This window comes from Kribbella italica (assembly GCF_014205135.1).
GTDB classification, from domain to species: domain Bacteria; phylum Actinomycetota; class Actinomycetes; order Propionibacteriales; family Kribbellaceae; genus Kribbella; species Kribbella italica.
The window spans coordinates 8,773,482-8,792,843 of sequence record NZ_JACHMY010000001.1 but is presented as its reverse complement, the minus strand read 5'-3'; the positions used below and the strand labels follow the sequence as shown (position 1 = coordinate 8,792,843).

Below are 19,362 nucleotides of genomic sequence, written 5' to 3'. Positions count from 1 at the left end.
ACCGCCGTTCAGGATGGCGTTCACCGGTCGAGATCGCGCAGATAGGCGGCGAACTTCTCCAAGCCATCGGTGATGCGGGGTCCGCTGATGCCTTCGTTGTAGCCGAGGACGAAGAACCGGTTGTTCCGGACGGTGGGGAGGTTCTTGTTCCGGGCGGAGGTCTTCAGGAAGTCGAGCTGCTTCTGCGCGAGCTGGTTGCCGTAGTCGAGGATGATGACGACCTCCGGCGCCGCCTTGGTGACCGCCTCCCGGCTGACCTGGATCCAGCGGGCCTCCAGGTCGACGAAGATGTTGCGTCCGCCGGCGAGCCGGATGATGTCGTTGGGCGGGACCTGGTTGCCGGAGGTGAACGGCTGGTCGGTCCCCGAGTCGTACACGAAGACCGGCACCCCGCGGCTCCGAGAAACGGTCGACTGACTGAGGTAATCAGCGGCTACTCTCCGCACCACCGTTGACTTGGATGACCTGGGCCGTGATGTGGCCGGCGGCCTCGGACGCAAGCCAGCGCAGCGTTTGCATCACGTCGTTTGAACCGCCAACCCGGCCGGTCACCGTCTCAGCCGCTCAGGCCCGTCGCCGTTCCTCGCTCAGTGGTTCACCGAAGAACGGTGTGTTGTCCACCAGTCCTGGCGCGAGGGCGTTGACAGTGATTCCGCGCGGTCCCAGTTCGCGCGCGACCGCGCCCTGAAGCTCCTGCGGACGGCGCGGGATCCGCACCGTCCGCGCGGCATCGCGAAAGGACCGTTTGATCTCGCCATGAAATGTGCCGCCACCGCTCCCAGCAACACCGCCGCCCAGCCGAACAGCAACTGGGTCTTCCCCGGCTACCACCCCGGCCAGCACATCAGCTCAGAGAACGCCTCCAACGGCTGTTCGGCCCCCGCGCTGCCCGCCTGGGAACTCTGCACGAGTTGACCAAACTCGCCCCGATCGCGATCATCGCCGACGCACTCGGATACACCACCCAGACCATCGAGCGCCACGTCCGCGGAGCAGCCACCACCTACGCCCAGTACGTCGCCACCCGGCAGTGCACTCTTGTCACTCCAACGCCCGGCGGTACCAGTTATGCACTACAGGGCGCGCTTTACATGGGGGTGGTGAAGTCAGCGGGAGCTGCAGGTCCGGGTCGGCTCACCAGTCCGGCGCCGACCCCGGGGAGCAGCCCGGGCGCGGGCGTACTCAGCGGGATGCCGAGCTCCCGCAGGGTCAGCACGAGTGCCGTGGACGTGAATGTCTTGGTCAACGACGCGATCCGGAAGCTCCGCTCCCGTGATCCCCGTCGTGGAACTCCCCACCGCCCGCATGACAACGACGGCACTAAACCGTTTTCATGGCGCCGGCGTCCACGAGCCAGTTCGCGCCGATCGCGCTGGGCATGGTCGGGGACGCCAGCAGCAGCACCACGCGGGCGATCTCGTCCGGCTCGATCAGGGCGCCGGTCAGCATGCCGCCCTGGCCGGGCATGGCGGCCACCAGTGCCGCGTGGTCCATGTCCAGGTGCGCGGCCAGCTGCGCGACGAAGCCGTCCTTGCCCTCCATGATGGCGGTGCGCGTGCCGCTCGGGGTGACCACGTTGACCCGGACACCCTGCGCACCCACTTTCTCGGCCAGCCCGCGGGAGAACGCGTTGAGGGCGGCCTTGGCGGTGGCGTAGGGCAGCGGCGCCGCCCCGGGGCGCAAGGCGCTGTCGGAGCTGATGCTGACGACGGCTCCCCGCGCTTTGAGCAGAGCGGGCAGCGCGGCCCGGGTGGTGCGCACGGCGGCGTTGAGGTTCAGGGCGAACGTGCCGATCCAGTCGTCGTCGCTTCCGTCGAGCGGATCGGTGAACGACCCGTCGCTCATGATGCCGCCGCCGGCGTTGTTGACCAGCACATCCAGGCGGGGGTCAGCAGCGAGCACGGTCTCGACCGCGCGCCGCGGGCCGTCCGGCTCGGCGAGGTCGGCGGCCACGAACGTGGCGCCGGTGGCCTCGAGCTCGGGAGTGCTGGTCCGGGACACGGTCGTGACCGAGGCACCCTCAGCCACGAAGGCCCGGACGATCGCGAGGCCGATGCCCTTGCTCCCCCCGGTGACGAGAACACGCTTACCTGTCAGTTCAAGATTCATACCCTAAGTGCAACATGGAAGCCTCAGTTATGTCAATAACTATGCCACTGACGTCTCATTTCGGCCTCGGTATAGTGATCCACGATGAGAGCGGACGCGGAACGAAGCACGTACCGGATCCTCAAGGCCGCCGAAGACGTGCTCGCTGCCGACCCGAACGCCTCTTTGGAACGCATCGGCGACGCCGCAGGGGTCGCCCGCGCCACCGTCCACCGCCGCTTCGCCTCCCGCCAGGTGTTGCTGGAGTCGATGCGCGCCGGGCTCCACGAGCGCTACCTGCTCGGGCTCGAGCAGGCCCGGGTGCGCACGGCGCCACCCCTGATCGCCCTGCACCGCGTGACGGAAATCGTCTTCGAACTCAAGGCAAGCCACCCGTTTTCGATCAGCCTCGGCCTGTCGACCGAGCCCGAGGTCCGGGACGGCCTGGACCTCCTGTTCACCCGCCTGTACGCCGACGGCACGATCACCGCCCCCCGCCCGGCCTGGTGCCGCCAGGTCTACCTGGCCCTGATGCACGAGGTGGCCCTCCTCCCCGACGACGCCCCCGAGCTGACCGACCCCGACGGCCGCCCCGACCTCCTGGTCCAAACCACCCTCGGCGCCCTCGGCGGCCGCTGACGGCCGTGACCAGCGCAACGGCGGCCCTTGCGCGAAGTGGATGCAGTCAGCCGCCGCCTGGACACCGACCTCGGTCAGCCTCAGTCCTGAGTTCGGTCATTCAGCTTAGTGGGCTTCACATCAGGCGAGTTATGCGAGGCCTTGCATAACTCGTCAACACAGAGCACCACCGCTGCCTCAGGCGGATTCAAGTACAGCCCCATCACGTCGTAGAGCTTGTCGATGAACAACGGGTCGGTGGAGAGCTTGAAGTGGTCGGCCTTGTGGGGCTTGAGCCCGAAGTCCTTCCAGATCTTGCCGATCGTGGTCTTGGACAGGCCTGTCCGCGTGGCCATCTTCGACCTGGTCCAATGCGTCGCGTTCGCCGGCGTGGACTCCAGCGTCGCGACGATCACGTCCTCGACCTGGTCCACGCTGATCGTGCGGGGACGACCTGGACGCTCCTGGTCCAGCAGGCCATCCAGCCGCCGCTCGATGAACCGCTTGCGCCACTTGGACACCGTGTTCGCCGAGCACCGCACCTGGTCGGCCACCGTCTTGTTGTCGAGCCCATCAGCGCACGCCAACACGATTTTCGACCGCAGGGCCAGCGCCTGGGCCGAAGTGGCCCGCCGGACATCGCGCGTCAACTGCTCACGCTCCTCAGCAGTCAAGGTCAGTTCGGCTTTGGGACGTCCTGAGCGCGGCATACCTCAGTCTACGACTTAACCAAGGCACTTTCCGTGCACGACACTAGGCGAAGTTGTATCTCCACGAAGTGTCGGCCGGACCTGTCACCGTAATGCGGTGGTGCCCAGCCGGCATCGGCAGGACTACGAATTCATGGGGGCTACACGGATGAACGACGCGACAGCCGCAGCTGACTTGGTGGTGCTGAGTGCCGGAGCGATTCTGATTGAGACCGTCCTTCTGCTCGGTGTGTCCGTGACGATCTGGCCCTGGTACGCCGAGGTGATCCACGGTCGGAGGATCCGAACGCAGGCGCCGTCTGTACCTACCCAAGGCTCACGGTCTGACCGCGAATCGCTGCTGTTTTACGGAGTGATGCTCTGCATCATGGCGGTTGTGGCCGTCGCGCAGTACACCGCCCTCGATCTCACAATCGGTCTGGGCACCTTCGGCTACTTCGTCGGGTACAACGTCCTTGCCGGCATCTATCTTCGCCGCGCGACCACGCGATCGATCGCCGACCAGCTCGCGTGGCTCCACCATCACGGCATCCCCGCCGGTGTGGTCGTGATCCTCGGGCGGGAGCGAGCACTCACGAACCTGACAGCCGGCGTCTTCGTCGCGACAACGTCCATGGCGATCGTTCTCCCTGTCTCAGGGATCTGGCAGCCCCGCTCCTGGCAGTTCGCCGCGGCCTCGGCGGCCATCCTCGCGCTCATCAGTTCACCCATGATGGTAATCGGCCTCTATCTCCTGAGCCGCCACCGGCAACATGATCGTCTCCTGCGCCATCTCAGCCGCGCGTGCGCTCCCGAACAGCAGCCGCCATCGCGCTGGCTCGAACCCACGACGACCAGAACCACCACGATGGCTCAGCTGTGGCTCGACGGCCTTCCCCCGGAGCGACGGGAACTGCTCGCTGCCATCCATCCCCTACGCGAAGTTCTCCGTCGACGCGCGCGCCAGTGGAAGGGTCTCGACCAGAAGGCGCTGCTGTCCTCCGCCCAGTACGTCGCCGACGACCTCGCGGAGCTCGCGTCGTCCGACGCACCGATCTACGGCAGCAGGGCGGTCACGCAGGCCGTCCAGCTGGCCTATCTCGGTAAGACCGAGCTGTTGACGAGCTGGGCAAAACCGCACGACCTCGCTAATCACGCGGCGTGGAACCCATGGACCCTACGAAAAGCCTTCGGCGCTGTGACCCTGGTTGTCAGCACCCTGACCGGCCTGATAGCTCTGTTCCGCGGGCTGAATCCCTAGATCTGGTCGACACACTTCGCGGTCCAGGTCCTCACAGATTCGGAGTAGAAGCGGGATCGCGGTACACGTGCCGTGGCGAGCCCTGCCCCCTGCTCTGATGGTCCCACTCGCCATCGTGCAGGCCGCGCCCCATGAAAGACAGCTCAGCCGACAAGACGAACACCGCAGGGAAAGCAGGCCTTGAGCAACGACTAGTCGGCCAAGTCCTCGAGCGTCCGCCCTCCGGCCGGCCCGGGATGGCGGATGGCGGTGTGCCAGTACTGCGGCAATCGAGGGGGTCCAGGTCTATTCGTCGCTCTGACTGTTGAGGTCGCTATCGAGTTCGTCGATGCTGGCCTCGACAGCCTCGGTTTCCTCCGCGTCGTACGGCAACGCGTACTGCTCCGTCAGCCGGGCTAGGTGCAGCGCCAGCGGGAGTCCGAGTTGATCGCGGTAGTCCTCGGCCGTTCGCTGCTGGTGGACGAACATCGCCCAAGTGGCGGGGTCGTCGCCGGGCTGCAGCCCTGCCATCGTCAGCTCCAGCAACTGCGGGGTCCAGCCGGCGGTACCGGGGTTGATCCTCGGCTTCCCTTTGCTGTCCAGATGGTGTGTCAGCTTGCTCAGATCCACGCCGACGCCGCTGTGTGTGCTCGCCTTATCGGTAGTGCTGTAGAAGACGCGTCCGCTGTGGCCGCTCTCTTCAGCCGGGGCCCACAACCCCTTCGAGATTCCGCCTCCGCCGTTCTCCTTCGGCGCCCACCACTGCGGAGTTTCGTCACGCTGCTGGTCCGCGACCCGAACCACCCGCAGGTTCCGTCCGTGGAGTGCAAGGCGCTGAAGCGGACCATTTCCCAGCTGCAGGTGGTCCGGAACCAGGCCTCCATTGAGAAGCCAGGGCCACCGCGGCCGAAGGTTCTGGGCGCGGGTGAGAACGAGCGTCGGTCGCCCTTTCAAACCGTACAAGAGCTTACGCATAAAGACTGCGACCGCTTCTGTTTGCTGATCCCTGGACCTGAGGTCCTGCGGACGCATCGTGCCAACCAGTGAAGCCAGGAGGCGAGAGTAGGGCACCCACTCGTCCATGTCGGCGGTTCGGCCGAGGACCTGACGTTCCTGGGGCCGGAGCAGAACGGCGATCGGTGTGAACTGCGGGGTGTAGGTCGGACCGTCGTGGCGACGCCTCACCAACCAGACCGCCACCTGGTTGAGATTGTCCGGGATCGCGTCGCCAAGACTGTGCTCCGGAATCAGACGGGATCCGGTCTGCCGGAGGCCGTCAGACCAGGCAGCTGCGATTCGAAACTCCGCATCCTTGGTCGGCGGAGATTTCAATTCGACGAACTGGGTCACCAGGCCGGCCTCAGCACACCCGGCTCGCAACGCGAACTTAGGATCGGTGAGTGGCCCGAACTTGTCAGCGCCCTCCAACTCGAGCAGGGCGAGGGATGGGTTGATCCCTCGTTGCTCGCCGACTCCACTGATCCAGGCCGTGACCTCCCGGCGCCGCGCGCTGAACGCTTCGCTGTGCTCAGCACGCGTGCGCGGTTGCGGATCGGCACCAAGCGGCGCACCGAGCGATCCGAGTTCAGCGAAGTGCAACTCCAGCGTCAGGTCGGGCGCCTGCCATCGAGACAGCGTCGGCTCGGAGGCCACCCGGTGTTCCGCCAGGTCGAGACTCGCCTCGATGGCGCCGGTCAGTAGATCTGCCAACGCGCCGCCTTGGTGGAGCACCAGCACCGACAGTTGGCGGCCGTCGACTGCCTCGGACACCGAGGCCCTGACTGTGCGCGCGTTGTTGATCGTCCGCTGGTCATTGATGGAATTGATCTCAGCCTGCTGCTCGTCGGCCAGCTTCGCCGAGACCGGCTTGATCGGCTCGAGCTGCCGAAGCGGCAACTCGGAGACGTACTTGCTTCGTCGCAGCTCCGGCGCCATGACGAACTCAGGCTCCAAGGCGGGAGCGACCCATTCCGCAAGGCGCCGCCGCTCGCTCGGCATGAGGCCCGCGCCGATCGCGTGTGCCCCCATACGGGTGTGGTGAACGATCGCTGCGACCAGGCCGTCCTTGCCGACAAGCCACGCATCAGCGTCCTTGACCAGTAGCTCGGCTGGCGGAAGGTTCTCGATCACCGACAGGTGCTTCAACATTCCCTCGGGTCCGCCGTGCCTCCACGCGACGCGACCGAGCCCACGGTTCCACTCGACGGCGCCCACCGCGAAGCGGTTGGACTCGGTCAGGCCCGAACGCAACGGGCTGTCCGGCAGCAGGTAAACCGATGCGGACGAACCGCGCGGTAACCATGCCGTACGGCTGACCCAGCGACGGATGCCGAACGCAACATGGACGCGAGGAACCTGGGAGAAAGGGACCGTCCTCAGCGAGATCCTGATGACGGCCGAGTAGCGCCATGTGCGCCTGCCGCCGGTTTTGTCCTTGCGATGCTCCTCGAGGGGCGGCCAGGACATCAGTTCGGCACCGGAAGCCCGGGCACTGCCAGCGACGCGTCGAAACTCCACCCGCTCCCCGAGGTGTTCATAAGGAGCGAGCTTCGCGATGCGGTCTGCGATGACGTCGGGGAGGAGATGGTAGCTGGCATCGGCGGGGGTGTTCGTGCCACCCGCGGACAGTGAGTGTTCCAGAAGGTCGACTGTCTTGGCCGACCAGCGGAGATCCGCGGACCTCAGGCTTTCGATGGTCTGCTTGAACACCGGAAACGCCTCTGGCCCGGGCGACATGTCCCACAGCCAGGCATTGAGGAAGCCCGCGAAGACACTGGCGGGCAACGGCGAACCGGCATACAGCCAGGGGACCGCCGCGCTGAACGAAGCGCTGTCGTCGACCGTCAGCAGATCAGGAGCCACTGCCCGCAGAACCGCGTTTAGCCGCCGGATCGGGACACGCCGCAGTCTCTCCTGCGTGGCAGCCGACTTGGCGTACCTGTAGAGATCCAGGATCGGCTCGCGCCAGGCAGCAGGAAAAGCGAGCGTGGCGTACTCGGCTTCGACGCTCTCGTCAGGACTCCTGGGAACGAATGCCGCGGTGTGGACAGTCTGGTAAGCCATTCTTCCTCAGTTCATCTCTACGAGTGCTCGATACAAGGGTTCGTACAACGCTTCGACCAAGGACTTGTCGAGCGCGGGCCTGGACGACTGCTCGTCGAAGTACGGCGCGAGCAACTCACGCATGCTGACGAGAAGACTCGTGTCAGGAGTGTCCAGCGATCGAAAGCCGGCCTCGCGAGGAGAGAACGCGGCGTCGACAAAGACAACCCGCGCCGGCACTCCCCCACGGACCAGACGGCCGATCACCTGCCAGATCACCACGAGCTGGTCCCAAGTGAAGGCGTTCTTCTCCTCCTCCGGCAGGTGACTCCAAATCAACTGTCGGGTCAGATACCTGTTCCACAGCTTCGCTGCCTTGGCCCGGAAGGACCTCGCCGCGGCATCCGCGGATCCTGCCGACCGAACGGCGCGCCGGAACTCTCCGGTGCCGTCACGAATCTGACGCACCGCCCAGTCGTTGATGGCGTTGACCGCGAGGGAGATGTCGTCCGGGCGCGGATGTGGCCGGGCCAGGAAGTACGCCGTACCGATCGCCGCTCGACCGTCGGGCAGCACGATGTTGTGGCCGCGCTCGACAGCCAGCAACGGCGCGACCAAGATCTCACCGCCGGTCCGGCCGAACGCCGCGACGTCGCCCCGGCGCAGCGTCCACAACGTGTCCAAGTCCGCGTCGTCTGAGATCAGTTGGACGACACGGTCCTTCCACTCCGGAAGACTGCGCAGGTAGGTAGTGGCTTGCTCGGCCTCCTGGTAGCTGCCGACAAGAAGCAGAACGCGGCGGCGGTCAGGATCTGTGATCGCCGCCAGCTCGTCCTCAAGCATCGAAGTGGCACCGGTGAGACTGCGATCCGGCTCCGCGAGCTGACGCAGCATCGCGGTGAGCACCTTTCCTCGCTGCTCCGGAGGCGCCCCGGACAGGCGAAGCGGTTCGTGGCTGTCCGGCCAATGCAGGAACTCCTTGCGGAATTCGGTCCCCAGAACGGCCTCGACCTCCCGTTGATGCGGGCGTAGCACGGCACCAACAGGCGCGTGCAGGTGGTAACGACTCGAGGTGCCCGCCCAGCTGGTGGCGGACATGAAGAGCACATTGGGCCCTGGTCGATCGTCGACCGCCGGAAGGTTGTGCAGCTCCATCAACAATTCACGCCCGACCCCACCGCATCGAAAGAAGCTCAGCTCGCCACTCTGATCGCCGTCCCGCTCCCGTTCCCCCGGCCGGAACTGGAAGCCGAGCACGTTGCCCATCGGCGACTCCGGGATCATCGGTTCGTAGTCCCGTGGCGGTCGCCGTGACAGGACGTTCGAGGCGGACTCGAGATTGAGCGCGGCTTCGACTCGTGGCCACAGCGTGGTCATGAAGTTCAGTCGGTGGTGCAGCGCGGCGAGGATCAGGGTGAACTCGAACCTGGTGGTGTGTGCCTCGATGTCCTCGTTCAACTCGACGAGGTCGAGAAGAACGCTCCGGAGGCGGTCGCGGATGGACGAACCGCGGGGCGCGTGCAGCAACTCGAGCGCAAGCGCCACGAGCTGGTTCACCTCTGGAGCGAGCTCGTCGCCGGAGTCGGCAGACCGCATCTCGAGCGGCTCGTTCCGGAACTGGTCGAGGATCTCGCCGACCCGGCGCATCGCCTCCAGCCGCTCGGGGTCGACCTGATCATGATCGTCGCGTGAATGGTCCTCCGGAAACCAAGCGTTGATCAACCACTGGTGCAGAGTGTGCGCGCTGAAGTACTCCTCGGTGATCCAACCGCGAAGTCCACTGTCGTTGATCAGCAATGCGTACAGACGATTGGCTGCCGCGGTGACCGTGTTCACCGCGCCGGTCCAGTCGTCGACCTCGCGAGCTGACAGCTGAATCCTCCCGCGCCTGGCCAGTTCGCTCACCGCGTGGCCGGCGACCTGGTCGAGCCAGGAGTTCGGCGATCGTCCGATCAGCGTGAGCGAGGGCGCGAACGCGGCGTCCAGCTGGATCTGCACCCGATCCGCCTCGTCGACTATCACCAGGTCGCTTCGCCGGCAAACAAGCTCGAGGTAGCGAAGGTTCTCGTCCTGCAACTGCCGGGGTACTGCGCTGTGAACCAGCCCGGCCGACGTGGTGACCCAGATCTGGGCATCAACCAGAGACCGAGCACCGTGATGACGCGGGCAGGACGACCACAGTGGGCAACTGTGACGACGTGGTGCTCTGCCTGGCCTACGGCGCGAACCTTCGGGACTTTCAGAACTCGCCAGCGAGTGCGCGAAGTCCTCCGCCGGCTCCACCGGGATCAGCGAACCACAAGGAGCCTCACCGATCGCGAGCGGATGCGGCGCCTCGAACCCTCGGAGAGCGTCGAGAGGACAGGCGCTGCTCAGGAACGTGAAACCGGGATGCCGGTGCTGGAGCATGGAGGCCGCACCGGTTCCGGCCACCCGTCGGTGCAACCGCTCGATGTGCCGCTCCCGGGTCGACTGCCCGAGGATCGGAGCCGCCGAAAGCCCTAGACGCTCGAACTGATGCACGATCGCCAGCGTTTCGGCGACATCACCGACGACGATCGTGATGTGCCGGCCGCTTCGCGTAGCCGCCCAGAACGCCAGGATGTCGCGCACCGTGGACTTTCCCGCGCCGACCATCCCGACGAGATTCAGCAGACCGTCCACCCGAAACGCATCGGACCGGCTGAAGCGACCCGCGGCGTCGTCGCGCATCAGCAGTTCGACCCGCTGCAGGCGTTCGGTCCACCTGTTCGGACGTTCTCCGTCGGTCTGTTCCAACGCGTCCATGGAGCGCGCAGCTGCTTCGAGTTCCTTCCAGCTGACCTCGATCGCAGCGCCCAGTGCGGCAGGCATCGCGGTGAGATCATGTCCTCGGTTCGGTGCATCCGGAACGAGCTCAGCCGGGATCGTCACCGCATAGTGGCGCTCCCGGGCAACGAACTGGAACTGCCCCGCTTCCGCTCGCGGCAACGCACTCCGCACAAAGGTCGGCGGCGACGTCAGCAGGCGGTCGTACACATCGAAGCGCCTCGCGGCACGACTGGGGTCTCGCCGCACAGGCGTCTCGTCCACTTCGCCGAAGTCATAGGCGCGCAGGTGCCGAGGCACCTCGAGGTACATCGAGAGCAACCGCCGCCACTCGTAGCGCCGGCGCAGGTCCCACAGATAGTGCCGCGCCCGGCGGATCATCAGTCGCTGCTCGGCACCGGTTTCCGCGAGGACGTCGCTGTACGGATATCCACCGAGCAGCGTCCAGGCATCGATCGCCGTCCACGTCGGAGTAACTCTCTCCAGTAGTCGAAGTCCGAGTTCGACGTCGAGCAGATCGCCCGGTCGAACGGCAACGTCGTCCGGCCAACCGTCCGATAGTTGCGACAAGATCTCCTGGTGCCAATCGCTCCGGCTACGCATCGCTCGCTCCAGCGCCGGAGCCTGCCGGGATCGACGACAGTTCGCGGTCGACCCGGAGAAGGAACTCGGTGTCCGTCAGCAACTCGAGTCTCGTGGCCAGGTCGGGTGCCAGGTTCCGTTTGAAGACGCGGCCGTAGCTTTCCTGTTCGTCGAATCGGTACTGCGGCACGACCAGAAATGCCCGGTGGTACGGCGGATCGGGCCGCAGTTGTTTCGCCCCACGACCCAGCAGCACCGGGTTCGAGCGGTCCTTGACGTCAACTGCCCAGACCTTCCCGGACGGCAGGGCGATTCGCAGATCGTAGGCGTCGAAGTTCGGCCACATCTCGGCCTTCAGACCCCGCTTCTGCAGTTCGGTGTCCAAGTCGCCTTCAGCCAACCCTGGACCGGTGATGAACATTCGCAACGGCCGGCTGAGTTGACGCAGTCCGCCGTCGGACGCAGCGCTCAGCACCTTGCCAACCGTGCCCGCGCCGGCCCGATGACAGCGATCGAGCTCGCATCGATACCCGTCCCTGGAGATCGAAACCAGCAAGCAGCCACAGCGCGCGCAGGTCGCAGCCTGGCCGTCGCGCAGGTAGGTCGCCGTGACCGGCTCGTAGACTCTCTGGATCAGCTCGAGAACTGGCTGCAGGTTGATCTCCCGATTGAGTTCGATGAGATCGGCACCCGTCAGCACAGGTCGGGCGACCAACAACGCCCGGAACGCCGTGTACGACTCCGGAGACTGACTGATCCGGCAGGCGCTGATCGCTTCGTGCATCAGGACATTCTCGAACAGCTCAGCCGCCGGATCGGGAGCCGAGACAGCCCATTCAAGGCACTGCTGGGTGAGACTACCGGTCGCCGCGTCGACCAGGAACTCGTCCTGCGGTGCGAAGCCATCAGGCAGTTCGAGAGGCCAACGCTCCAGCGGTAGTTCGGCTGCCCAGGCCGTCATGTCCGGCACACTGCTCGGGGGCGCGACACCATCCTTGAGGCAGCGCAGAACGAGGTGGTTGTACGCCGTCAGCACGGTCGGTTCGTAGACCGGCGTCGCCGGCTGCCGGGCTGAAGCCAACCTGGTAATGGCCGAGGCGACCAACCGCAGCAGTCGCTCCCCCGTGAAGAACTCAGCTGGCGGTTCCTGTGTCGTCGTCATGTGCTGTCCTGTCGATCTGCAACGCGCTGTCGCCCGGGAAACTCGGACACCACCTGGATACAGGGCACCACCGACAGTTTCTGCCCGGGCGGGCTGGGAACACCTCGTCGTGGTACCAGGGCTCGACATAGGACCGCAGAGCATCTCGCGCCCGAGTGATCTGATCCGGATCTGCCGCGTCGATCAGTTGAATGTCTGAACCGTCCGGGTGCAGGATCTCGAGCTCCACCCGCGCCCCCTCGAACTCACCGCCGAGCGCACCGCCGGACAAGATGACCACCGCCATCGCGAGCTGTGGCATCTCGATAGGATCGGTCGCGAACTGCTGCGGACGCGTAGTGGTCTTCACCTCGCGCCACACCCACGCTTCGCCGTCGCGGTACAGCAGATCGGGCTTGGCCACAACCACGGCGCGCGCCTGCGGATCGTGGACGACAAGCGTCGGCTCCACTCGCGCTTGCTCGGCCACCTCGGAGAACTGAAACGCACAGAGCGCGCGGTGGTGTTCGATCATGCGCCGACCAGACGCTGCTTGGTCGCCTTCGACAGACCAGCCGCCGGCTGACCAGTCGGCCTCCGGCGGTGTATCGGCCGCATCACACGGAAGACCGCGCCGATGCCGCTCGTCGAGCCACGCGTGCACCGCCTGCCCAAGCGTCGAACTCGGGTCGTACTCCCAGGTCTTGGGCAACCCAAGGTCTCGAAGGTGACTTTGGGCGGGACATGCTCGGTGGTATCGCAGGTTGCTGGCCGAAACGCTCCGTTCGGGATTTCCACGCGCTGTCATCCCGAGCAGCCCTGGAACCGCCGGCAAGGCGTCGCAGAAGCTCTGCCGCTTGCAGCCACTGCACCAACTTCCCGCATGGGTCTCTACACCGCGGGACAGGCGCGTCACCTCGCTACGACCGCGTAGTTCGAACAGCTCCGACGCCTCCGCCGGCGTACCGTCGAAGAGCACGTCGAGCCTGCCGGTCGCCAGGTCAATCTGAGTCACTCTGACCTTGGTCGGTGCGGGCGCCGAGGTGATCTCGAACGAACTCGACCATGGTCTGGGCCACGGGGACGGGTCGCCGAATGCGGTCGCGAACGCCGCGATCGCCACCTGCGACTCGGCCCTTGCGGCCGACGTACCTGTGCGGAGGAAACGGAACTCGCGGCGGTCCCCGTCAATAGACCAATACCGACGTCCCCAGGCATACAACTCCCAGACAGCCTTCGCCTGCCGCTGGACCACCCAGAGGTCGCGGGCAGGAACGAGTCCACGTTGCCGAGCGTCGCAGGACGCCCGATACGAGCTGGTCGCGTGCCGAGCGAAGGTCACAAGGCCCGGGTGGACTCGGTCGGAGGCGATCTCGGCGAGCGCGACCGCGTCACTGACACCGTCGAACTCGATCCGGTCCAAAGCCTTCATCACCGGGTCGAGCGTGAATGTCGTCAGCGGCGTCCTCGACGACTCAACCCAGTGCCGCAGTCGCAGCTTCGGCCGGATCTTCACGCTGTCCCCGGCGGGACAGCCCACAGACTCACCTCGGGCATGACTTGCCCCGATGCGAATCAAACCGTCGCTACCAACCAACTCCGGAGGTCGCACCCACTGAGCGCTGACCGGTTCCTCGCCTGCAGGCATGACTCAATGTAACCGAACTGAAACTGGATTGTGGTCTGAACGCGTGGCGGTCAGACGCGATCAGCCGCGACCGTCGAGGCAGACACCAAACGAGCCGATGACCGCACTGGGATGGTGTACGTCGTCTGCTGGACCGATACCACCCGACCGCTGGTCGGGAGGTCCATGGTTCCACGTCGGCGCCATACGCCCGCTGCAGCGTCCGAACCGAGCAGGGCCAGACCTTCCCTGTTGCCGAACGCTGATGCGCGACTCAGAAATACGCGCCCAAGGCCCTGAGCACCTCCCGACCTCGGCGGATCTCGGGTCCGTCAGGGCAACACCTCCACGGTTCGCACGCGGGCTCGGGTGCAGGCGACGTAGAGCTTCCGATCGGTGTCGCTGTCCACGCTCAGGCCATGGATCAGCCGATCGCGATCGTCGTCCGAGAGCTTGATTCCAACCGCGTCCCACTCTGCGCCTTTGGCCTGATGAGTTGTGAGACCAGGCACCGGACGACCGGGAAAGGACAGCCGCTCTCGGATCTGAGCCAGGCGCCCTGTGTGGCTGTGGTGCGGCTTTCGCAGGCGTCGAGGTGATATCGCTTCGATCAGTTCACACACTCGTATGTAGCCGGCGCGAATTCCGCTCTTTCCGCCTTCGTGAAGTAAATCCGTGATCGCCTGCAAGTCGGGTTCGATCTGTCGCAGGACATCACGGTCGCTGATCGCCAAAGCGGTCAGTGCATCGTTCAGATAAGTCGCGTCCAGACTGAAGATGTTCCTGGCGACATGGTTCAGCACCAGCGTCGCGGCGGCCTCTTCGTGCCCGCCCTTGAAACTCTGGAACGCCAGCGGGAGCACCTCCGCACCGAGCTCCCACAGCGGCTTCCAGTACAAGGACAGGACCACGTCGACCCCCACGGGTCCGGCGGCGTGGTTCAGCACCGGCAGGGTCGCGGGCTGCCCGGCGCGTAGGGCATCCGCCAACTTTTTCTGCCCCGGGTCACGCCAGCGAAACGACTGGGTCAACGAGAGCCGCCGGAACTCCTGCCGGTCGAGCAACAAGGGAACGACCTCAGGCCGGGCACCGCGGAACACATACAACGCCTGCCAGGATCCCCGACTAGAGTGACTGCCACTCCGGCCTCGACCGCGAACTCGATGATGGCGATGTCCAGGTCATTGGCGTCGAAGACCTCGTCGACGATCAGGGCGCGCATCCGCGCCGCCAACCGCGCTCTGACGAAGTCGGCGATCCCAGGATCGTCGATCGCCTGCTCCAGAACCGATCGAATGTCGTCGTGCGTGCAGATGCCGTCGTTGAGCAGTGGAATGCTGATAGTCGTCGGCACGGTGACGCGACCGGAGTCCGTGAACCCGCTGACCACAACGACTTCGCCGTTCTGGACCGTCAACTCGTACGCCGTCCTGTTCCACAACGTCGCACCGAACGCCGACCAACTGTCCTCGACCCGCAGATCCACGTGCCCGTTCGGCCAGCGCAGGACCCCCGCCCGCAACAGATCACGGAGAAGGTCCGACATGATGGCGTCGAGGGTCACGATCTGATGCGGCCAACTCAACGCCTCCCGCCCCCAGAACCGCTGGACCCGCCGGGCAAGCGTCAGGGTCGCTGCCCGGGTGAAGCTGACCGCTACTACTGCCCGCACGTCGCTCCGGGCCTCCGGATCGAACCGGTGCACGCCGAACCGCTGGGCCGACACCGTGGTCTTTCCGGTCCCCGGACCTGCTTCGATGTACAGTCGCGGACTCCGCGCACCAAGCGCCCTGTGCTGTTCCTCGGTGAGTGCGTCGGCAGCGGCCTTGAACGGCTCGCCGCCCTCAGCCGTCATGATTCGGACGCGGTGTCGCTGCCGACAGGAAGTCCAGCGCGCTTGCGATCGGCTCAGGTACGCGGATGGCCGCGCCAGTTTGATGCGCCTCCCGCAAACCCTTCGGCCAAGGCGAGCGCGAACTCAGCTTTGCGCGGCGCACCTGGCCCAGCGGGCGTGTGCACGCCGTTTTTCGGCTTTCGGGCACTTCGAAAGATCGGGTGCACAGACTCCGGCGTCACCGGATCCGGGACGTCGAGCCCAAGAGCGGTCAGGGCTTTCACCACAAGATTCTCGTTGTCCTCGGTCAACTCTGGCTCCAGCGTGGGGTGGCTCTGTGCGACCAGAAGCACCTCCGGATCGTGCTCGGCTGCCCAAGCCGGCAGCGTGGGTACCTGGTCGAAGGGCAAGTCGCTGTCACGCAGCACTGCAATGCGGCTGCAGAGTTCGTGATCTTTGGTGGCGAGCAGACGAACTGCCCAGGAACCGACCTTGGTCCCCATCGGCACGATGCTCAGCGCGTCGACGAACGCCTGCTTGTCACGGTCCTGGCCGGCCCAGATCCATCCAAACTCCCTGACGACGGCCGCTTCGGTCACTCCCTCGACCAGCAACAGCCGCTCGGCGAACAGCGCGGCCGATCGGCTGGCGTCAAGGTGCAACCGAGTCTTTCGCAGTACCTCCTCCTTGCCGGTCATCGGCAGGGACGCAACAGCACGCGAGACATTTCTGCCCTGCCTGTCACGTCGAACGACGACAATCTCTTTGGGATCGCAAGATGCGATGACATCGCTGGCGTGCGTGGAGACAATCACCTGCAGTTCGGGACGCTGAGCGACCTCACGACGCAAGTAGCGGATCAACGAGTGTTGCAATTGAGGATGTAGGTGCGCCTCGGGTTCTTCGATGACCAACGTGACGTGGAACGGCCCGTCGGGGAAGAAGGAGTCTTCGCGACTCTCACTCTCGACACGTGCCTGGCGAAGACGTTCCTCCGCGTCCTCGAACTCCGGCGGCTCCTCAGTCGGCGACTGCTGAGTCTGGGCCCCATCCTGTTGAGCCGAGGAGGCGGCGACGGGCCCAACATCCGCCATCTCAGCCGTCGCCTCCTCGACCCGTGTTGCATCTGGAATCGCAGCCAACGTCACGGCGATGTGCAGGAGGTTGACGTACCCGAGCCCGACTGCCTCGAGGGGAAGCGCGTGTTCACGGCCCTCGATGGCTGCCAGCATCAGCTCGAGTACCCGCGCGAGATAGCGATCGTCGGCCACCTGTCCGCGGATGTACGGCCAGTTCCGGCTGACACCGGCGGACAGGGATCGCAGATGGTCACCAACGCGGTCCTCGAGGGCAGTTAACAGACCGTCGCTCGCCAACTCCTCCAGCAAGCGGGAGGCTTTGGTGCGCAGAGAGGTCAGGTCTCGTCCCATTCCCCTGTTCTGCTGCTGTGCTCTGAGGAGCTCGACCAGCACCCGGGCTTCTCGGCGAGCCAACTCGTCCAGCGGATTACGCCACGCGGGAAGGTGTACGAGAAGATCGCGTCCTCGACCTGACTCGTGACGAGCGGCTCGGTGCGCACCCGTCCCAGGTCACGCCGAAGAGTCCGAGACCACGTCGCAGCGACCGTTCCTGGCGCGTTACGTCCACTTTGCGCTTGCAGACTGATACCAAGCGGACGCTCGCCCTTCGGGTCATCCGCGTAAGAGTAGTCGACTTCGATGGCCCGCTCGGGCGGACCGAGGGTCGACGCCGACGGGCCAGGCAGACGGGGGAAGGTCTTCCGGTGGCGAGATAAAGCGCTTCGCTGACTGTGGTCTTTCCGGCGCCGTTCGCGCCGATCAGAACGCTGAAGCGTCCTGGAAGGCTGACCTCCAGCTCCCCCAGAGCAGTGGCCCGAAGGCCCTGGACGCGCAGCCTGCTGAGATGCATCTGTCCTCCTGAGTCGACGCAGGACAGGATGCCCCGTCAGGAGTTCGCCGCCGCAGCCGGGCTGCCCGCGAGATGCGTCGGGGACCAGGGCCGGGTACCCGGGGATCTCCGACGTATCCACAGTGGTCCGCGATCACGCGTCCCAGCCGCCGGCCGTCTTCGCGCCGTCGAGGGAGTAGTCGACAAACGCCGGATCCGGCCGTCCTCCGCCATGAACAATCCGGCAGAGGCCGACGTGGTGGACCGGTCGCGAGGTGCCGAGTTGGCGGCTGATCCTTCAACATAAGCTTCGACTACTCAGTGTGAGATGCTCCGCAGTCCTGACTCTTATCCACAGCCGAGTTGAAGAGAGCCGCTAATTCTGGGAAGAGTTCGCCTTGTGATCAGAACAACACACCATCTAACGCACCACTTTCAGCGATCAGCAATGCCAACCATTAGCGGCGGATGCCACGTCTCCAATCGCAAGTGCACAGGTCACGGCCACTATTGGCAACAGTTCGGCATCAACAGCAAATGCGGGGCGCAAATCAGCGGGTTCGGGGTTCGAGTCCCTGGCGGCGCACCAGCATCGAGGCCCAGGCAGACATCGCATCTGTTCCTGGGCCTTTGTGCGTTCCAGGACCCTCTTTCCTCACCGTCCCGTCACTGTGTGTTACCTCACACGGTCCGGCGTGATCGGGTCGATTCTCGATCAGCCGTTGAGCCGGCAACAGGTGGTCACCGGGCTGGGCCAAGCGATGGCTACATCGTGGGAATCGCAGCGCGCGTTACGGGCGTCTGCAGCGAGCCGCAACCGGCCACTCGGCCGGTCAAACAGGCGCTTGACACGTCAGCTGTCCGTCGATATATGCTCCGCTGACCATTCAGCACTGGGGGGAACCAGTGCCTTCTGCCACTGGAAAGACAATCATCATGAAGCTTCGTCGTACCGTCATGTCCGCTGCCATCGCGCTCGGCGTCGCGGCCGCGCTGCCGTTGACCGCCACCGCCGGGCGCCCCGGCCCCACGCCGCCCGCCGGGCTGTCCAAGGCCACCGCCGCGACCGCCGCCGGGGTGTGCAACCTGTCGGTGCCCACCCGGGTCGCGATCAGCCGCCCGTACATGGAACTGCCCACCCGGATCAGCGGGAACTGCACCGCCAACGGCAGCTTCTCGCTGTGGACCCTGACCCACCCGAGCAAGGGCGAGGTCACCGAGGTCGGCTTCGAAGAAGGCGACACCACCTACCCGTGGGACATCTACTCCACCGACCCGATCGGCAACCAGAAATTCGTCCCCCAGGTCGCGGTCGACCCGGCCGACCAGCCGCTGACCCAGAACACCCCGGCCACGACCGTGAAGCTGGCCGCCGGCGCCTGGATCTCCTCGACCCGCACCGCTGACGTCGTCACCCTGAAGGGCACCTCGCTGCTGTACTCGGTGGGCAAGAACGTGTTCTTCAAGCGCTCCGCCAGCGGCGTCTTCCAGTACCGCGACCGCGGTACCACCACCTGGAAGAACCTCAAGGCCGTCACCACCAACAGCGCCGGCGAAGCCACCATGGCCTACCGCTACAGCCCGGTCCGCGACTACCGCTTCGCGCTGTACTCCACCTCCATCAGCTGGGACCTCGCCAGCGCCACCACCACCCGCTGACCCACCCGCTCCTGGCGCCGGCCACCACAATGGCGCCAGGAGCAACCATGTCCGGTCGTGGACAGGCCGCGGTCGTGACGTCGAAGCCGGCAGCTTCTGGCAGCGGTCCAGAGCGGCCGGCAGGCC

Annotated in this window: 15 protein-coding genes; 4 read left to right on the top strand and 11 right to left on the bottom strand. The window is 65.6% G+C overall.

Going from position 1 to position 19,362, the window contains the following annotated elements; all coding sequences use genetic code 11:
• Window positions 1–20: 20 nt before the first annotated feature.
• Window positions 21–389, bottom strand: coding sequence for an ABC transporter substrate-binding protein (locus tag HDA39_RS41320; protein ID WP_337926110.1), 369 nt, complete (start codon window positions 387–389; stop codon window positions 21–23).
• Window positions 390–756: 367 nt separating this feature from the next.
• Here HDA39_RS41320 and HDA39_RS41315 point away from each other — a divergent pair, with 367 nt between their 5' ends.
• Complete coding sequence (locus HDA39_RS41315; RefSeq protein ID WP_184805148.1) at window positions 757–915, top strand: hypothetical protein; 159 nt, start codon at window positions 757–759, stop codon at window positions 913–915.
• Between the two features lie 172 nt (window positions 916–1,087).
• Here the strand turns inward: HDA39_RS41315 and HDA39_RS41310 are convergent, their stop codons facing one another.
• Both HDA39_RS41310 and HDA39_RS41305 read right to left on the bottom strand, forming a co-directional pair.
• Window positions 1,088–1,246: a hypothetical protein gene (locus HDA39_RS41310; RefSeq protein ID WP_184805144.1), complete on the bottom strand. Its 159-nt coding sequence runs from the start codon at window positions 1,244–1,246 to the stop codon at window positions 1,088–1,090.
• Between the two features lie 74 nt (window positions 1,247–1,320).
• Window positions 1,321–2,109: an SDR family NAD(P)-dependent oxidoreductase gene (locus tag HDA39_RS41305; RefSeq protein ID WP_184805141.1), complete on the bottom strand. Its 789-nt coding sequence runs from the start codon at window positions 2,107–2,109 to the stop codon at window positions 1,321–1,323.
• Between the two features lie 84 nt (window positions 2,110–2,193).
• On the opposite strand from HDA39_RS41305, the gene HDA39_RS41300 reads away from it, so the two are divergent.
• Window positions 2,194–2,727, top strand: coding sequence for a TetR/AcrR family transcriptional regulator (locus tag HDA39_RS41300; protein WP_184805138.1), 534 nt, complete (start codon window positions 2,194–2,196; stop codon window positions 2,725–2,727).
• Between the two features lie 80 nt (window positions 2,728–2,807).
• Here HDA39_RS41300 and HDA39_RS41295 read toward each other — a convergent pair whose 3' ends face one another.
• Entirely contained in the window at window positions 2,808–3,356 is a 549-nt protein-coding gene (locus HDA39_RS41295) for an IS630 family transposase (RefSeq protein WP_238356282.1), read from the bottom strand.
• Between the two features lie 208 nt (window positions 3,357–3,564).
• Here HDA39_RS41295 and HDA39_RS41290 point away from each other — a divergent pair, with 208 nt between their 5' ends.
• Window positions 3,565–4,656 carry a hypothetical protein gene (locus tag HDA39_RS41290; protein ID WP_184805135.1) on the top strand — a complete coding sequence of 364 codons (1,092 nt, stop codon included), beginning with the start codon at window positions 3,565–3,567 and terminating at the stop codon, window positions 4,654–4,656.
• 285 nt (window positions 4,657–4,941) lie between these two features.
• On the opposite strand, the gene HDA39_RS41285 is transcribed toward HDA39_RS41290, so the two are convergent.
• From HDA39_RS41285 to HDA39_RS41255, 7 genes are all read right to left on the bottom strand, one after another.
• Complete coding sequence (locus HDA39_RS41285; RefSeq protein ID WP_184805132.1) at window positions 4,942–7,698, bottom strand: pPIWI_RE module domain-containing protein; 2,757 nt, start codon at window positions 7,696–7,698, stop codon at window positions 4,942–4,944.
• A gap of 6 nt (window positions 7,699–7,704) precedes the next feature.
• A complete protein-coding gene (locus HDA39_RS41280) occupies window positions 7,705–11,088 on the bottom strand; it encodes a pPIWI_RE_Z domain-containing protein (protein WP_184805129.1) in 3,384 nt (1,127 codons plus the stop codon).
• Window positions 11,081–12,229: a restriction endonuclease-related protein gene (locus HDA39_RS41275; RefSeq protein ID WP_184805126.1), complete on the bottom strand. Its 1,149-nt coding sequence runs from the start codon at window positions 12,227–12,229 to the stop codon at window positions 11,081–11,083. Before HDA39_RS41275 ends, HDA39_RS41280 begins: the two co-directional genes overlap by 8 nt.
• A complete protein-coding gene (locus HDA39_RS44030) occupies window positions 12,201–13,724 on the bottom strand; it encodes a PD-(D/E)XK nuclease family protein (RefSeq protein ID WP_184805123.1) in 1,524 nt (507 codons plus the stop codon). Before HDA39_RS44030 ends, HDA39_RS41275 begins: the two co-directional genes overlap by 29 nt.
• A gap of 443 nt (window positions 13,725–14,167) precedes the next feature.
• The gene (locus HDA39_RS41265; RefSeq protein ID WP_184805120.1) at window positions 14,168–14,902 is read right to left on the bottom strand and encodes a P-loop NTPase family protein; all 735 of its coding nucleotides are present in this window, start codon (window positions 14,900–14,902) and stop codon (window positions 14,168–14,170) included.
• On the bottom strand, window positions 14,863–15,690 hold the full coding sequence (locus HDA39_RS41260) for a UvrD-helicase domain-containing protein (protein ID WP_184805117.1): 828 nt from the start codon (window positions 15,688–15,690) through the stop codon (window positions 14,863–14,865). The genes HDA39_RS41265 and HDA39_RS41260 overlap by 40 nt, the downstream gene beginning before the upstream one ends.
• A 53-nt stretch (window positions 15,691–15,743) precedes the next feature.
• Window positions 15,744–17,141 carry an AAA family ATPase gene (locus tag HDA39_RS41255; RefSeq protein WP_184805114.1) on the bottom strand — a complete coding sequence of 466 codons (1,398 nt, stop codon included), beginning with the start codon at window positions 17,139–17,141 and terminating at the stop codon, window positions 15,744–15,746.
• 1,372 nt (window positions 17,142–18,513) lie between these two features.
• On the opposite strand from HDA39_RS41255, the gene HDA39_RS41250 reads away from it, so the two are divergent.
• Window positions 18,514–19,236: a hypothetical protein gene (locus HDA39_RS41250; RefSeq protein ID WP_238356281.1), complete on the top strand. Its 723-nt coding sequence runs from the start codon at window positions 18,514–18,516 to the stop codon at window positions 19,234–19,236.
• Window positions 19,237–19,362 lie beyond the last annotated feature (126 nt).

Coding starts and splice junctions, on each gene's coding strand:
- HDA39_RS41275 (WP_184805126.1), bottom strand. CDS start 12,229: ATGACGACGACACAGGAACCGCCAGCTGAGTTCTTCACGGGGGAGCGA.
- HDA39_RS41260 (WP_184805117.1), bottom strand. CDS start 15,690: ATGACGGCTGAGGGCGGCGAGCCGTTCAAGGCCGCTGCCGACGCACTC.
- HDA39_RS41290 (WP_184805135.1), top strand. CDS start 3,565: ATGAACGACGCGACAGCCGCAGCTGACTTGGTGGTGCTGAGTGCCGGA.
- HDA39_RS41300 (WP_184805138.1), top strand. CDS start 2,194: ATGAGAGCGGACGCGGAACGAAGCACGTACCGGATCCTCAAGGCCGCC.
- HDA39_RS41280 (WP_184805129.1), bottom strand. CDS start 11,088: ATGCGTAGCCGGAGCGATTGGCACCAGGAGATCTTGTCGCAACTATCG.
- HDA39_RS41250 (WP_238356281.1), top strand. CDS start 18,514: ATGAAGCTTCGTCGTACCGTCATGTCCGCTGCCATCGCGCTCGGCGTC.
- HDA39_RS41305 (WP_184805141.1), bottom strand. CDS start 2,109: ATGAATCTTGAACTGACAGGTAAGCGTGTTCTCGTCACCGGGGGGAGC.
- HDA39_RS41315 (WP_184805148.1), top strand. CDS start 757: ATGAAATGTGCCGCCACCGCTCCCAGCAACACCGCCGCCCAGCCGAAC.
- HDA39_RS41285 (WP_184805132.1), bottom strand. CDS start 7,698: ATGGCTTACCAGACTGTCCACACCGCGGCATTCGTTCCCAGGAGTCCT.